This window comes from Streptococcus hyointestinalis, assembly GCF_041225505.1.
Taxonomy (GTDB): Bacteria; Bacillota; Bacilli; order Lactobacillales; family Streptococcaceae; genus Streptococcus; species Streptococcus hyointestinalis_B.
The window spans coordinates 1-14,116 of sequence record NZ_JBCLSK010000019.1 but is presented as its reverse complement, the minus strand read 5'-3'; the positions used below and the strand labels follow the sequence as shown (position 1 = coordinate 14,116).

Sequence of the window (14,116 nt, the reverse complement as noted above, 5' to 3'; positions counted from 1 at the left end):
AAATTGAAAAAAACTCAGTTGTTTTACACAACTGAGTTTAGAGTTCTTTCATTTGACAGCTTTTGGGAGGTGTTTGGCTATTTTTTTTGATGAGACTTTTTCTGTGCCATTGTCTTGGCAGGGGCTTGCCGTCTTTTAGGAGGAGGAGCGAGTGGTATTGCTGGAGGTATTCGTTACACTCCTCACACCAACGCTCGTCTTCTTGGTTCCAAAAAGCGGCTAAAAAGTCTTGATGGCTATCGTAGCAACTATAGTGCCTACAGCCTTTTTGCCACTCTTTTTCATAGTAGCTAGCTGCTGACTCAAAGGTGGCAAATCGCTTTTGCGCTACAATATCATCTGTCCAACCGTCTAAAAACCACCACGGCTCCCAATCGCCGTACATTTTAATCACTTGATACATAACATTCACCCTTTTGGTTTATTATAACCCAAAGTGTTCTTTTTTTGTATTATTTTGATTTTAATAATGAGAAAAAAATTAGTTTTTGAGCTGATTGGGAATGACAAGGATACAGAGATTAAAGAGTAGAGCAAGAGACATGGCTGGCGGAAAGAGCGTGGCAGATAGGACGAGCCCGATAAGTTTTATCGGCATGTCCCACTTCATCCAAGACAGGCGCTTGATTTTGTAGCGATGAACAGCGTCTAGATTAGGATTTGCCTCCTCAGCGTGTAGGTATAATAGAGAACACTTATGGAGATAAGAAGCGATATCACACCGTAGACCACCTGCATGCTCGAGCTGTAAAAAGCAAGCGAAATCAGGCGTGTCGCATAGGGAAAGAGCGAGGAGAAAAAGAGGACAAGAAGAGCCGCCCAGACGGTTTTTTGGCTGATTTTCTCAACGGCACTGTACTCACGATGGAGGTTAATCCACATAGTCCCCAGCCAGAAAAAGGACAAGGTATAAGCAAAAAAGCTCTCTCGCAATTCCCAAAGCCCTTGTAAATCAAAAGTCCTTGGCTCTTTTAAATCCAGCACTAAAATGGTCATAATTATGGCTAAGACAGCGTCCATAAAGGCTCCTAGGCGCTCCTTTTCCATGGTAAATAGCATAAGGTTTCTCCTTTTATCATACGACAACAAAAGAAGTAAGAACACTCTCACTTCTTTTTAGTTATTAGATATTGCTCCAAACACTTTCTAAGATGTTGGTCTGGTCACGGTCTGGTCCGACAGAGAAAGTCGAGATACGCACACCGACCAGCTCGCTAACACGACGCACATAATTGCGGGCATTTTCAGGAAGCTCATCTAAGCTACGGCAGCCTGTAATGTCCTCAGACCAACCTGGAAGCTCTTCGTAGATTGGCTTGCAACGCTTGAGCGCTTCAAGGCTAGCTGGGTAATAATCAATACGCTCACCGTCAAGGTCATAAGCCACACAAATCTTGACCGTATCGAGCCCAGAGAGGACATCAATAGAGTTGAGGCAGAGGTTGGTGATACCTGAAACACGGCGGCTATGGCGCATCACAACAGAGTCAAACCATCCGACACGGCGTGGACGACCTGTTGTTGTACCGTACTCATGACCGACCTCACGAATGCGGTCTCCCACCTCATCAAAAAGCTCAGTAGGAAACGGACCGTCTCCGACACGGCTAGTGTAAGCCTTGCAGACCCCAACGACCTTGTTAATCTTGCTTGGTCCAACACCACTACCAATGGTCACACCACCCGCAACTGGGTTTGATGAGGTTACAAATGGGTATGTCCCTTGGTCAATATCAAGCATGACACCTTGAGCCCCCTCAAACAGCACACGCTTGCCACTGTCAAGAGCGTCGTTTAGGATGACAGAAGTATCTGTGACGTATTTTTTGATTTCTTGTCCGTAGGCATAGTATTCCTCGAAAATATCGTCAAAGAGAATCGGGTCTGCTTCGTACATTTTCTCAAAGAGGCGGTTTTTATCCGCTAGGTTGCGCTTGAGGCGCTCTGCAAAAATCTCACGGTCAAGCAAATCGGCAATGCGGATACCAACGCGAGCTGCCTTGTCCATGTAAGCTGGACCAATCCCTTTGATAGTTGTTCCAATTTTATTGTCGCCTTTGGCTTCTTCTTGCAGGCGATCGAGATGAATGTGATAAGGCAAGATGACATGCGCACGGTCTGAGATACGCAAGTTATCGGTCGTCACACCCTCATCGTGCAAATAATGCAACTCTTTTACCAATGACTTAGGATTGACTACCATGCCATTTCCAATAACAGAAATCTTTTCAGGAAAGAAAATCCCTGATGGAATCAAGTGCAGTTTGAACTTTTTACCATCGATGACAATGGTGTGCCCTGCATTGTCCCCACCTTGATAACGTGCGATTACCTCGGCATCTGCAGACAGAAAGTCTGTAATCTTACCTTTTCCCTCGTCCCCCCACTGGGTACCTACCACTACTACTGAAGTCATATCGTAAACACTGAGCTTTGCGCTCAATCCTTTCTTAGAAAACCACGGCAGGAATCTCACCTGCAAGTTTATCTTACACTCTATTATAAGAAAATTCCTACTTTTTTTCAAGAAATCGTAGCAAAACTCTGCCTTTTTCCGAACGATAGGGTAAACTATAGCTAAAGACAGTATTTTTTGAAAATAATGACAATGAAGGAGACCTTAAAATGACCATCAACCAGCTACTACAAAAACTAGACCCTAATCTCCCGCTTTTAGAGGGAACCTTTGGCATTGAGCGTGAGTCCTTGCGTATCCAAAAAGACTCAAGTAAACTCGCTACCAGTCCTCATCCAAAGGCGCTTGGCTCACGCAGCTATCACCCTTATATCCAGACGGACTTTAGCGAGTCTCAGCTGGAGCTCATCACACCTGTCACACGCTCGCCAAAGGAAGCGCTTAGATGGCTAGGGGCTATCACAGATGTCGCTGAGCGAACATTGACCGATGAGTACCTGTGGCCTTTGTCCATGCCACCTAAAGTCGCTGATGAGGAGATTGCCATTGCTCAGCTGGAGGATAGCTTTGAGCGTCATTATCGTGACTATCTGGCTAGCACTTATGGCAAGACCTTACAGACCATGTCAGGCATTCATGTCAATATGGCGCTTGACAGCTCCATCATTCAAGCACTCTTTGAGGCAAGTGACTATGAGGATAAAGCCAAGTTTCAAAATGACCTTTATCTCAAAATCGCACAAAACTTTCTGCGCTACCGTTGGTTGCTAACCTATCTCTACGGAGCGAGTCCCATTGCTGAAAAAGGCTTTTTGAAAGAAGAGTTGGCTCATCCTGTGCGCTCCATTCGCTCCAGTCAGCTTGGCTATGTCAACCACGAGGATATTGTCATCTCCTATACGTCGCTTGACGACTACATCACAAGTTTAGAGACGGCAGTGGCTAATAAACAGCTCATCGCTGAAAAGGAGCATTATTCTGCGGTACGCTTGCGTGGGCAAAAGGCTTGTCGTGGCTATCTTGAGCAGCCTATCAGCTATCTGGAGCTGCGCTGTTTTGACCTCAATCCTTTCACCCCTCTTGGTATCACGCAGGAAACTATGGACAGTGTGCACCTCTTTTTCCTAGCGCTCCTCTGGCTGGATGATGTGGAAAATGTCGATACTGCTATCGCACAAGCAAATGCACTCAACAATACCATTGCTCTTAGTCATCCACTAGAAGCGCTACCAAGTGCAGCGCCTACATCCGACATCCTAGACGCTATGGAAAGTGTCATCCAGCACTTCCATCTACCTGACCACTATAAGAACTTGCTTGAGACGATAAGAGAGCAAGTCGCAAACCCAAGCTTGACCTTATCTGGACAGTTGCTAGCGCATATCACAGACCAGTCGTTAGAAGCCTTTGGGCAAAAAGAGGGACAGGCACACCACGACTACGCTTGGCAGGCATTTTACGCCTTGAAAGGCTTTGAAAATATGGAGCTCTCCACACAAATGCTCATGTTTGACGCCATTCAAAAGGGAGTTCAGATTGAAATTTTAGATGAGGAGGACCAGTTTTTGCGCCTGAGCTACAAGGGGCATGTCGAGCTGATCAAAAATGGCAACATGACATCAAAGGACAACTACGTAGTGCCACTAGCTATGACAAATAAAGTCGTTACCAAAAAACTCCTGCAAGAACACGGCTTTCCAACACCTGCTGGTAGAGAATTTTCCGATAAAGCAAGCGCCAAAGCCTACTATCACCACATCCAAGGAAAAGCTATCGTCGTCAAGCCAAAGTCCACTAACTTTGGACTGGGGATTTCTATCTTTAAAGAGGGGGCTAGGCTTGAGGCTTACCAAAAAGCGCTTGACATTGCATTTTCTGAGGACAGCAGTGTGCTGGTTGAGGACTATGTGGCAGGCACCGAGTACCGCTTTTTCATCCTAGATGGAAAGTGTCTCGCTGTGCTCCTTCGGGTCGCAGCCAATGTCGTTGGTGATGGCAAGCACACTATTAGAGAACTCATTGACCTTAAAAATCAAAATCCTTTGCGAGGGCATGACCACAGGTCACCTCTTGAAATCATTGAGCTTGGAGAGATTGAGCGACTAATGCTAACGCAGCAAGGCTACAGCCCCGACAGTGTCCTAGAGGCAGGTGTCAAGGTTGAACTGCGTCGCAACTCCAATATCTCAACAGGTGGCGATTCGATTGACGTGACTGAGAGCATGGATGACAGTTATGAGCAGCTTGCCAGTCAAATGGCAAGCACACTTGGTGCTTGGGTATGTGGTGTGGACTTGATTATCCCTGATACGACCAAAAAGGCAAGTAAAGAAAATCCATACTGCACCTGCATTGAGCTTAACTTTAACCCGTCCATGTACATGCACACTTACTGCCAAGAAGGACCTGGGCAAGTCATCACGCTCAAAATCCTTGAAGGACTCTTTCCAGAAATAAGACAACAATAAACAATTGTCTATTCGCTTATTTTAAGCTACAATAAAGGTATATTGACAAAGAAGTAGGTAGTTTTATGGCGAGACGTTCCAAATCAAAGAGCTCTAGCGAGGCACTCATGACCATTATTGTTGTTCTCATTGCAGTTTACGTGCTGGTGCATGTGCTTTTGCCCCTAGCTGTGGTTGTAGGTATTGGCTATGGGTCTTACCGTCTCATTCGCTACATGCGTCAAAAGAAAAGACAAGAACAGCTGACCAACTCCACAGCAGCTATCGAAAGGCTGCAAGAGGATATTCGCCAAGCGGATTATCAGTTAAAAAAACTGGACACACTCTGGGAGGACAAGGACTTTTACGCTTATAGACAGCTTGCTGACAGGATGTTGCCTAGTATCCAGCATATCGAGTCTGAGCTTGACCAGCTAAAAGAGCACATCAATGCGACAACCTACCAGCGAGTCAAAGCGCATGCCAAAGCTTCCTACGATGAGATCAGAGAGCGCCTGTCTAGCCTTGTCACTAAGGAAGAGGATAAGCATGAGCTGACTATCGAGGAGAGTGTTGCCACTTACGCTCCAGAGCTTCAGACGACCTATGACAACATCATGCGTGACCACGAGACCATTTTAGAGAAAATCAAAAAGGCGGACAACAAAGAAGAACTGCTCGCCCTGCACCAAGCCAGCATGAATCGCTTTGAGGATGTGCTAACTGGCTATCTCAAAATCAAGCAATCGCCAAAAGACTACTATAAAGCAGACGAGCGCCTAGAGACGGCAAGGCTTGCGCTCGTGCAGTTTGATGAGGATCTGGACGAGACCCTACGTCAGCTCAATGAAAGCGACATGAAAGACTTTGACATCAGCCTGCGCTTGATGAAGGACAAACTGGAGAACGACTAAAGGAGAGAGATTATGGCAGACACCTTTAATTTTGATATTGATAAAATCGCTGAAAATGCAATCACAACAACCGATAAAACCACTGACATCATTACAAGCACTGACACCAGCGAGACTGGGCAAATTAGCTTTTTTGACAAGCTAACACCCGAGCAGCAAACAGCTATCACCCAAAAAGCGCCAGCGCTTGTCGATAGCTTTCTAGCAGACCAAAACGCCCTCCTTGACTTTGGGCAGTCAGCGGTTGAGGCGGTCAACAACACGGTCAATCATATCCTTTCTGAGCAAAAGAAACTGCAAATCCCGCAGGTTGATGAATTGCTTTTAAACGCCAACCGTGAGCTCAACGGCTTTATCGCCAAATACAAGGAAGCCACACCTGCCGAGCTGGACAAGAAACCCAATTTTCTCCAAAAGCTCTTTAGACAGAGCAAAAATAGCCTGCAGGAGTTTTACTTTGACGCTCAGAGCATTGAGCAAAAAATGGACTCTATGGCAGCCAGTGTGGTTAAACAAGAGGACTCTCTCGCTCGCAACATCGTCTCAGCGGAGCTCTTGATTGAGGACAATACCAAGTCAATTGAAAACTTGGTTGGAGTCATTGCCTTTTTAGAAGCGACACAAAAAGAAGCTGCCAACCGTGCCAAAGATTTGCAAGCAAGCCTCGAAAATCTTGATAGTGCAACGCCAGATTATCAAATCAAAAGCAATGAACTTGCCCACCTCACCGAGGTCATCAACACCATGGAGCAGCAGCACACCGAGTACATGAACCGCCTCTACGTGGCTTGGGCGACAACACCACAGATGCGCAATCTGGTCAAGGTCTCCTCGGACATGCGCCAAAAGCTGGGCATGCTCAGACGCAACACCATCCCAACCATGAAGCTCTCTATCGCACAGCTGGGCATGATGCAGCAGTCGGTCAAGTCTGGGGTGACAGCGGACGCTATTGTCCATGCCAATAACGCTGCGCTTGAGATGCTGGCTGAAACTAGCAAGGAAGCCATCCCTATGCTGGAGAGAACAGCGCAAAGCCCGACGCTGTCAACTAAGTCTGTCACAGCGCTGGCTGAGAGCCTTGTCGCACAAAACCAAGGGATTATCAAAGCCATTGACGACGGGCGTAAAAAACGGGCTGAGCTTGAGACTGCTATCATCAAGTCCGCCGAAACCATCAACGACTCCGTCAAACTCCGAGACGAAAAAATCGTACAAGCCCTCCTCAACGACAGCAAAGATGTCCAAGAACAAGTCGAATCAAAGGATGAGTAAAAGTAAAAAAAGGAAACTTGCTTTGCAGTTTCCTTTTAAGCTAGGCTAAACTGGACTTTTCTGGCTGAAAATGCCTTCCATAATAGACTAAGTAAAGTAAGCCCAAGCAACCAAGCGATGAGGACACCGTAACCTTGTGTGGCACTCATCTGCCAGTTGTCCAGCTGATGTTGTAGCAGACCTGTTGCCACTTCAAAGCTCTTGATATAGCCTGTTGGTAGCCATTGCACATAGGGTGCTAGTGGCACGACAACCAAGGGCAAAACTACCGCTCCTAAAAGAACAACGAGAGCGACAAAAAGGGTGGCGACTTTATTTTTGACCAGTTGAGCGATGAGATAAATGGCAACGCTCATCACAAGTAGCGACAGCACTTGTAGTAAAAGACTAGGCAGCACGCTGTCCTTTATGGCTGAAAAATAGAGCGTTTTATCAGACAGACGGTAATGCAATACAGGATAATCCCACTCCCCCACACCAAAAAAGATAGCAGCCACCAGAAAAACTGGCAGGACAGATAAAACGATCAGAGCTAGACTCACCACAAAACCAACCGTTATGTCCTTTAGCGCTAAGCGCCAAGCCCTCTCTGGCAATAGACGTGTCTTATCAATAGTCTTTGAGGCAAAAGCACTGGTGTAGAGATTGGATAGGATAAAGATAAGAGCAATAGGCAGAAGCGCTGGAAAGAGATAGTCGGTCAAAGACAGGACAAAAGGAAGCGCTTGGGTTGGAAAATAGGGGTCTTCGTAGGCAAAGTTTTCTTTAGCAAGCGCCTGATACATGAGCAGGTCACGGTTAAGCACACTTTTCATCGTGGCATCAATTGTGTTTTCCTTGGCGGTTTGTCTGACCTTCTCTAGCTAAGCGATCTGTTTTTGATAAACCGTCTTCCAATCGCCCTTTTGATAGGCGGCTAGAAAAGCCTATCGCTTTTAACGGTCGCCTCTCCCCCGCTGATATTTTTTTGCACATAGGGGTACTCGGCGCTGTCTTTTGACAAGGTCTTTAGGCGTTCCTTTTCGTCCGCTACTGCTTTTTGCGTTTGCTGAAGGCTCTCGCTAATCTGCACACCAAGATTGTTGTTTTGATTGGCTTTGGCATTTAGAAAAAGCGTGACAAGGCTAGCTGCGACAATGAGGAGCAAGGGCACATAGGTCAAGCGACTTTTTAAGAGACGCTTGAGTTGAAAGCATAGATAAGTCATAGAGCACTCACCTCCATCTTTTCATCCCTCAAGGTCAAAAGATAATCACAGTAAGCCTCGATGTCCTCCTTATAGTGAGAAGAGAGAATGACAAGCTTGCCTGCCTCTTTGAAACCTTTTAAAATCGAAAAGAAAATCTGACGGCTCTCCTCATCCAAGCCATTGGTCATCTCATCCATGAGGAGACACTGACTATCACTGATCATATACATGGCAATCAAGAGCCGCTGCTTCATCCCAAGGGAGTACTTACGGATAGGCAGACGGATGTAGTCCTCCATCTTCCAAGTCGCAATGACATCTGTAAGTGCGACCTGCGAGTGCCATTCTTTTTGGACAAAGCGGAGATAGTCAAGCCCAGAGAGGTCACTATCTAGCCAGTCGCTGGTCTCATAATAAAAAGCTGAGCCACTCTCTAGCTCAACCTTTCCCGATAGGATGGGGAGTAAACCCATGATAGAGCGGAAAAAGGTCGTCTTGCCAGAACCATTTGTCGCCACAATGCCGTAGAGATTTCCCTCCTTGAAATCATAGGAAAAATCCGTCAAAATCGGATGTCTCGTCCGTATCGTCAAGTGCTGAATGTTAAGCATGAACTCACCTACTTTCTCTCACTTTTCTACTTTTAGTATAGCAAAAGTAAGCGCTTTCATCCATCCTTGACTTGCTTTTCTAGCGACCAATCTCTAATCCCCATCCCATGCAAAATCAAGACTTTGTGGTATAATAACAGTTATGGATAAAATCATTAAATCAATCGCAACAAATGGTGCTTTCAGGGCTTATGTGCTGGATTGCACCGAGACCGTTAAAACGGCACAAGAAAAACATCAAACACTCTCAAGCTCCACTGTCGCTTTGGGGCGCACGCTCATTGCCAACCTCATCCTCGCTGCCAATCAAAAGGGTGAGAGCAAGGTGACGCTCAAGATTATCGGCAACAGCTCTTTTGGGCATATCATCTCAGTGGCTGATACGCACGGCAATGTCAAAGGCTACATTCAAAACCCTGGTGTTGACATCAAAAAAACAGCGACCGGTGAAGTTTTAGTAGGACCTTTCATGGGGCAAGGACATTTTGTGGTCATTACCGACTACGGCACAGGAAAACCCTACACCTCAACCACGCCCCTCATCTCTGGCGAAATCGGCGAAGACTTTGCTTACTATCTGACCGAAAGCGAGCAAACCCCTTCTGCCGTCGGGCTCAATGTTTTGCTTGACGAGGAGGACAAGGTCAAGGTTGCTGGAGGCTTTATGCTCCAAGCTCTACCTGGGGCGTCTGAGGAGGACATCAAGCGCTATGAGGAGCGCATCCAAAACATGCCTGCTATCTCTAGACTGCTAGCGTCTGACAATCACATAGACGCCCTTCTTGACGCTATCTACGGCGAGGACGATTACAAGCGTTTGTCTGAGGAGAGCGTACGCTTTCACTGCAACTGCTCCAAAGAGCGCTTCAAATTCGCTTTGCTCTCGCTTGCAAAGGACGACCTTATCGCTATGAAAGACGAGGACCACGGTGCAGAGATTACCTGCCAGTTCTGCAATGAACACTATCACTTTTCAGAAAAAGACCTTGAGGAGATAATCAATGACAAAGCTGAATAGTTCCTTTCATATCGGGTCGGTGGAAATCCCTCACCGCACGGTCTTAGCGCCTATGGCTGGTGTGACCAACTCCGCCTTTCGCACTATCGCCAAGGAATTTGGCGCTGGACTTGTCGTCATGGAGATGGTCTCAGACAAAGGGATTCAGTACAATAACGAAAAAACCCTGCATATGCTGCACATCGACGAGGGGGAACATCCTGTCTCTATCCAGCTCTTTGGCAATGACGCTGATAGCCTAGCACGTGCTGCTGAGTTCATCCAGAAAAACACCAAGGCTGACCTTGTCGACATCAATATGGGCTGCCCTGTCAATAAAATCGTCAAAAACGAAGCGGGTGCCATGTGGCTAAAAGACCCTGAAAAAATTTATCAAGTGGTAAGCACTGTTAAGTCTGTCCTTGATATTCCCCTCACGGTCAAGATGCGTACAGGCTGGTCTGACAGCTCTCTAGCTGTCGACAATGCGCTGGCTGCTGAGTCTGCTGGTGTCTCTGCCCTTGCCATGCACGGGCGCACCCGTGAGCAGATGTACACAGGGACTTGCGACCACGAGACCCTAGCCAAGGTCGCAAAAGCTATCACAAAAGTGCCTTTTATCGCAAATGGCGACATCCGTACCGTCCAAGACGCTAAGTTTATGATTGAGACGGTGGGCGCTGATGCGGTCATGATTGGACGTGGCGCACGTAGCAACCCTTATATCTTCACCCATATTAACCACTATTTTGAGACTGGTGAGGAGTTGCCAGATCTTCCATTTGACAAGATGTTAGACATCGCAGAGGACCACCTAACCCGCCTTAGTCAGCTAAAAGGCGAAGTTATCGCTGTCAGAGAGTTTCGTGGACTAGCTCCGCATTATCTGCGTGGCACTTCTGGTGCTGCCAAAATCCGTGGCGCTGTATCACGTGCTGAAACTGTTGACGAGGTCAAAGAACTCTTTGCTAGTCTACGTGCCTAAGTACAAAAAATCCACTTATGCTAAAGCATAGGTGGATTTTCTTATCTATGATTTTCCTGCTTTTTTTGGCACTCTGGGCAAATCCCGTAAGCCAACAGCTGTAGCTTGGTGATTTTAAACTGGGTTTGCTCGTAAGCTTCCTTGGAAATATCCAGCAGCTCAACGTCTATAAAATCCACAATCTTGCCACAGGACTCACAGACGATATTGATATGATCATGCCCCATGAAGTCATAGTAGGTCGTGCTGTCATTGGTGATTTTTATCTCCTCAACAAAACCCTCATCTACTAGAACCTTGAGATTATTGTAAACCGTCGCAAGACTCATGCTTGGATAAAGCGGCAGGAGATCTTTATAAATCTTCTCGGCACTAGGGTGCTCCTTGCTATCAACCATATAAGCAATAATCGCCTTGCGTGTTTCTGTTATTCGCACACGTTTTGCACGCAGATGCTCTAGAACATGCTCATAAGCTCTCGTTGAACGTGGTGATACCTGACTCGCCATGATCTCCTCCTTTCTCATCGTCTTTATTATAACAAAAAAACGCTGGGTTCGCCTATATTAAAACTTGACACTTGACTTTATGTCGATAACGACATATAATGATGGTGTTGATTTTAAAAGGAGGCTAAGATGACAAAACACTTTAAAACACTAGAAGACTTTATCGGAACACACTTTATCTACACCTATGACAATGGCTGGGAATACGAGTGGTACGCTAAAAATGACCACACCGTTGACTATCGTATCCACGGTGGCATGGTCGCTGGACGCTGGGTCAAAGACCAAGAAGCCAATATCGTCATGCTGACAGAAGGCATTTACAAGGTCGCTTGGACAGAGCCGACCGGCACTGACGTAGCGCTGGACTTTGTCCCTAATGAAAAGAAATTAAACGGCACTATTTTCTTTCCTGCTTGGGTGCATGAACACCCTGAAATCACCGTTTGCTTTCAAAATGACCATATCGACCTCATGGAAGCGTCTCGTGAAAAATACGCCACCTATCCAAAGTTAGTCGTGCCAGAATTTGCCACTATCACTTACATGGGTGACGCTGGGGTAGATAACGAAGACGTCATCTCTGAAGCACCTTATGCTGGTCTACCTGACGACATCCGAGCTGGTCGATACTTTGACGAAAACTACAAGCGTTTGAGAAAATAATTGGGTTCTGCTCAAAAACTTGATATACTAGAAGCAATCAAGTCACAAGGAGACCCTCATGCCAAAAGAACGCATTCTGCCCTATGTTATTTTAGGAATTGTAAAGACACATCAATCCCTCACTGGAAAGGCAATCAGCCAGCAGTTTGAAACGGAAATCGGTGAGTTTTGGAAAGCTTCTCACAGTCAGATTTACCCAGAGCTAAAGCGCATGATTACAGACAAATGGCTAGAGCAAACCACCGACCCAAACAACCTAAAAGAAAAATACTACCAGCTCACCTCGCTTGGTGAGGAGACCTTGAACACATGGTTGCTTGCGCCTGTGCTTGAAGCTCCGACTCAAAAAGACCTCTTTTCACTCAAAATGTTTTTCATCCACAGCGCAGATGACAGCCGTGTCCAGTCTCTCTTGGAGGAAGAAAAAGAGCTGCTAGATAAGCAATTGGCGCATTTAAACAAGCGCCTTGAGCTCCTCTTTCCCAGTCAAGAGGCAATTGCGCAAGAGTATGGTCACTACCTCATCCTCAGCCGAGCTATCTCTCGAGTGAGAAGCCAGCTGGACTGGATAGAGGACACCCTAGCGCATTTAGCCTAAGATAAGAGCCTTGAGGTTTTCTCAAGGCTCTTTGTCGTCTGCAATCAAGTAGAGGATAAAGCAACACCAAGCAGGATAGAGGAGATTGACCTTGTGCTCTATCAGCAAGTCCATCCCAAACACCAGCAGCATGGACACAATGAGAGTAAGACGAATGATTTTAAAGATACGTTTATTGAGCTTATAAGCATTGGACATCAAAACCACCTCCTAGAAAAGCTGGGCGAGATATTAAACCAGCAAACCATGCAGGACGACAATCACCTCTGACACGACAGTGAAGCCGACTATCAGCCCCACCAGACACTTTGGCAGAAAACCGCTCAAGAGCTGAGGTTTCTTGGTTTGCAGATAAAGCGCCAGCACTAAAACAAAAATCGCAAACATTTTCAAATCAAATAAAGCAAGCATAGACTATTCTCCTTTTCTTTCCATACGGTAGCTAGTCGCATAAATAGCGAGATAGAGGATAATGACGAGCGATATCGGAACGGCATTCACGAGAGACAGGGACAAAACCTTCATGTCGTTTAGGATATAGAGCACACTCCAGAGGACAAAGAAAACGGTGGACAAGCTTGTGATTTTAACATTTTCATCGCTTTTCTCCTTTTTTGACCTTGCAACAAAACATAGATAAGGGTCGTTGCGCCAACGGTTGTTAACATCAAGACTAAGTAGGTCTGCGACAGGGTTTGCCCGTTAAAAAGTGTCGCTAGGACAAAGACCGACTGAATCAAAAGATTAGCGACATAGCAAAATGTGAAAATAGAACGTCCTCTTATCATAATCATCTCCTTTTTCATTTAGAAAAGCTTAGCTAGTTCCTGTCCGACCTCTTTTCCGATGTCAAAAAGTGCCATGCAAATGCCCGGTGCACACACTAAAAGCACAAGCCCTAAGAGCACTTTTGCAAACCATTCTAGCGGATGTTGTGACATAAATGCGTTTACTTTTTTCATTTCTTTCCCTCCCTATCTAGCAGATGTAAAAAGCCAAGCACAAAGGCAAGCAGCGTGACGTAGGTTAGTGAGTTGTCAAAGGATTTTCCTGACCAGTAAGCGCCTAAAAAGTAACAGCTACTACAGGACAGACTGGAAAATAGGATGATATCAACTGCTGTGAGTGATTTTCTCTTCATAACTCCTCTCCTTTCCCAAGGATGATAATGCCAAAGGCAAACAAGGAAAGGCTGGTGAAATCCGTAGCGAGTAACCAGCTCGGAAGCACTAGGACGCCCAAGTCATCAAGGATATAAAAGATGAGATAAATGAGTCCGATGGAAAAGATAGAGATTTCTAACAAATGGTAGTTGCGTTTTCTCTTCATATGCTCTCCCCTTTCTTGTAAGCCTTTTCTTTATACCTCTATTATACACGAAAAACAAAAAAGCAACAGGACATTGATATACTCCCCATATAGTAGACAGTGAAAAAAACAAAAATTCACTAGAAACTATAAGGGGAGTTTTCATATGTCTAAAAGAAGTCCAAAATCAGTTAATGAAAA

At 45.9% G+C, this 14,116-nt stretch carries 19 protein-coding genes and 1 pseudogene; 7 read left to right on the top strand and 13 right to left on the bottom strand.

The window, feature by feature from the left end; genetic code table 11:
- Positions 1-37: 37 nt before the first annotated feature.
- The 3 genes and pseudogenes from AALA56_RS05905 to AALA56_RS05895 all read right to left on the bottom strand — a co-directional run bounded on the left by AALA56_RS05905 (position 38) and on the right by AALA56_RS05895 (position 2,416).
- The gene (locus AALA56_RS05905) at positions 38-403 is read right to left on the bottom strand and encodes a DUF1033 family protein (RefSeq protein WP_164682138.1); all 366 of its coding nucleotides are present in this window, start codon (positions 401-403) and stop codon (positions 38-40) included.
- A gap of 78 nt (positions 404-481) precedes the next feature.
- A pseudogene (locus AALA56_RS05900) lies at positions 482-1,047 on the bottom strand (TMEM175 family protein).
- Between the two features lie 76 nt (positions 1,048-1,123).
- Entirely contained in the window at positions 1,124-2,416 is a 1,293-nt protein-coding gene (locus AALA56_RS05895; protein WP_115268045.1) for an adenylosuccinate synthase, read from the bottom strand.
- Between the two features lie 209 nt (positions 2,417-2,625).
- Here AALA56_RS05895 and gshAB point away from each other — a divergent pair, with 209 nt between their 5' ends.
- From gshAB to AALA56_RS05880, 3 genes are all read left to right on the top strand, one after another.
- Positions 2,626-4,884 (top strand): bifunctional glutamate--cysteine ligase GshA/glutathione synthetase GshB, encoded by a 2,259-nt coding sequence (gene gshAB, locus AALA56_RS05890; RefSeq protein ID WP_369909188.1) that lies wholly within the window; start codon positions 2,626-2,628, stop codon positions 4,882-4,884.
- Between the two features lie 65 nt (positions 4,885-4,949).
- Positions 4,950-5,777: a hypothetical protein gene (locus AALA56_RS05885; protein ID WP_369909187.1), complete on the top strand. Its 828-nt coding sequence runs from the start codon at positions 4,950-4,952 to the stop codon at positions 5,775-5,777.
- A 12-nt stretch (positions 5,778-5,789) separates the two neighbouring features.
- Positions 5,790-7,052, top strand: a complete 1,263-nt coding sequence (locus AALA56_RS05880) for a toxic anion resistance protein (protein WP_369909186.1) — start codon at positions 5,790-5,792, stop codon at positions 7,050-7,052.
- Positions 7,053-7,087: 35 nt separating this feature from the next.
- Here the strand turns inward: AALA56_RS05880 and AALA56_RS05875 are convergent, their stop codons facing one another.
- From AALA56_RS05875 to AALA56_RS05865, 3 genes are all read right to left on the bottom strand, one after another.
- Complete coding sequence (locus AALA56_RS05875; protein ID WP_369909185.1) at positions 7,088-7,867, bottom strand: hypothetical protein; 780 nt, start codon at positions 7,865-7,867, stop codon at positions 7,088-7,090.
- A gap of 101 nt (positions 7,868-7,968) precedes the next feature.
- Positions 7,969-8,259 (bottom strand): hypothetical protein, encoded by a 291-nt coding sequence (locus AALA56_RS05870; protein WP_369909184.1) that lies wholly within the window; start codon positions 8,257-8,259, stop codon positions 7,969-7,971.
- The gene (locus AALA56_RS05865) at positions 8,256-8,852 is read right to left on the bottom strand and encodes an ABC transporter ATP-binding protein (protein ID WP_369909183.1); all 597 of its coding nucleotides are present in this window, start codon (positions 8,850-8,852) and stop codon (positions 8,256-8,258) included. The genes AALA56_RS05870 and AALA56_RS05865 overlap by 4 nt, the downstream gene beginning before the upstream one ends.
- Positions 8,853-8,994: 142 nt before the next feature.
- On the opposite strand from AALA56_RS05865, the gene hslO reads away from it, so the two are divergent.
- On the top strand, positions 8,995-9,870 hold the full coding sequence (gene hslO / locus AALA56_RS05860; RefSeq protein ID WP_369909182.1) for an Hsp33 family molecular chaperone HslO: 876 nt from the start codon (positions 8,995-8,997) through the stop codon (positions 9,868-9,870).
- Complete coding sequence (gene dusB / locus AALA56_RS05855; RefSeq protein WP_369909181.1) at positions 9,854-10,834, top strand: tRNA dihydrouridine synthase DusB; 981 nt, start codon at positions 9,854-9,856, stop codon at positions 10,832-10,834. Before hslO ends, dusB begins: the two co-directional genes overlap by 17 nt.
- A 41-nt stretch (positions 10,835-10,875) precedes the next feature.
- On the opposite strand, the gene perR is transcribed toward dusB, so the two are convergent.
- Positions 10,876-11,343: a peroxide-responsive transcriptional repressor PerR gene (perR, locus tag AALA56_RS05850; RefSeq protein WP_369909180.1), complete on the bottom strand. Its 468-nt coding sequence runs from the start codon at positions 11,341-11,343 to the stop codon at positions 10,876-10,878.
- 129 nt (positions 11,344-11,472) lie between these two features.
- Here perR and AALA56_RS05845 point away from each other — a divergent pair, with 129 nt between their 5' ends.
- Together AALA56_RS05845 and AALA56_RS05840 are read left to right on the top strand one after the other, a co-directional pair.
- Complete coding sequence (locus AALA56_RS05845) at positions 11,473-12,009, top strand: phenolic acid decarboxylase (RefSeq protein ID WP_369909179.1); 537 nt, start codon at positions 11,473-11,475, stop codon at positions 12,007-12,009.
- Positions 12,010-12,067: 58 nt separating this feature from the next.
- Entirely contained in the window at positions 12,068-12,607 is a 540-nt protein-coding gene (locus AALA56_RS05840; RefSeq protein WP_369909178.1) for a PadR family transcriptional regulator, read from the top strand.
- A 21-nt stretch (positions 12,608-12,628) separates the two neighbouring features.
- On the opposite strand, the gene AALA56_RS05835 is transcribed toward AALA56_RS05840, so the two are convergent.
- From AALA56_RS05835 to AALA56_RS05810, 6 genes are all read right to left on the bottom strand, one after another.
- Complete coding sequence (locus AALA56_RS05835) at positions 12,629-12,805, bottom strand: hypothetical protein (RefSeq protein WP_369909177.1); 177 nt, start codon at positions 12,803-12,805, stop codon at positions 12,629-12,631.
- Positions 12,806-12,838: 33 nt separating this feature from the next.
- Positions 12,839-13,018, bottom strand: a complete 180-nt coding sequence (locus AALA56_RS05830; protein ID WP_369909176.1) for a hypothetical protein — start codon at positions 13,016-13,018, stop codon at positions 12,839-12,841.
- A gap of 119 nt (positions 13,019-13,137) precedes the next feature.
- Positions 13,138-13,395, bottom strand: coding sequence for a hypothetical protein (locus AALA56_RS05825; protein ID WP_369909175.1), 258 nt, complete (start codon positions 13,393-13,395; stop codon positions 13,138-13,140).
- An 18-nt stretch (positions 13,396-13,413) separates the two neighbouring features.
- On the bottom strand, positions 13,414-13,569 hold the full coding sequence (locus AALA56_RS05820; RefSeq protein ID WP_369909174.1) for a hypothetical protein: 156 nt from the start codon (positions 13,567-13,569) through the stop codon (positions 13,414-13,416).
- Positions 13,566-13,748: a hypothetical protein gene (locus AALA56_RS05815; protein WP_369909173.1), complete on the bottom strand. Its 183-nt coding sequence runs from the start codon at positions 13,746-13,748 to the stop codon at positions 13,566-13,568. Before AALA56_RS05815 ends, AALA56_RS05820 begins: the two co-directional genes overlap by 4 nt.
- Positions 13,745-13,936, bottom strand: coding sequence for a hypothetical protein (locus AALA56_RS05810; protein ID WP_369909172.1), 192 nt, complete (start codon positions 13,934-13,936; stop codon positions 13,745-13,747). The genes AALA56_RS05815 and AALA56_RS05810 overlap by 4 nt, the downstream gene beginning before the upstream one ends.
- Positions 13,937-14,116: the final 180 nt, after the last annotated feature.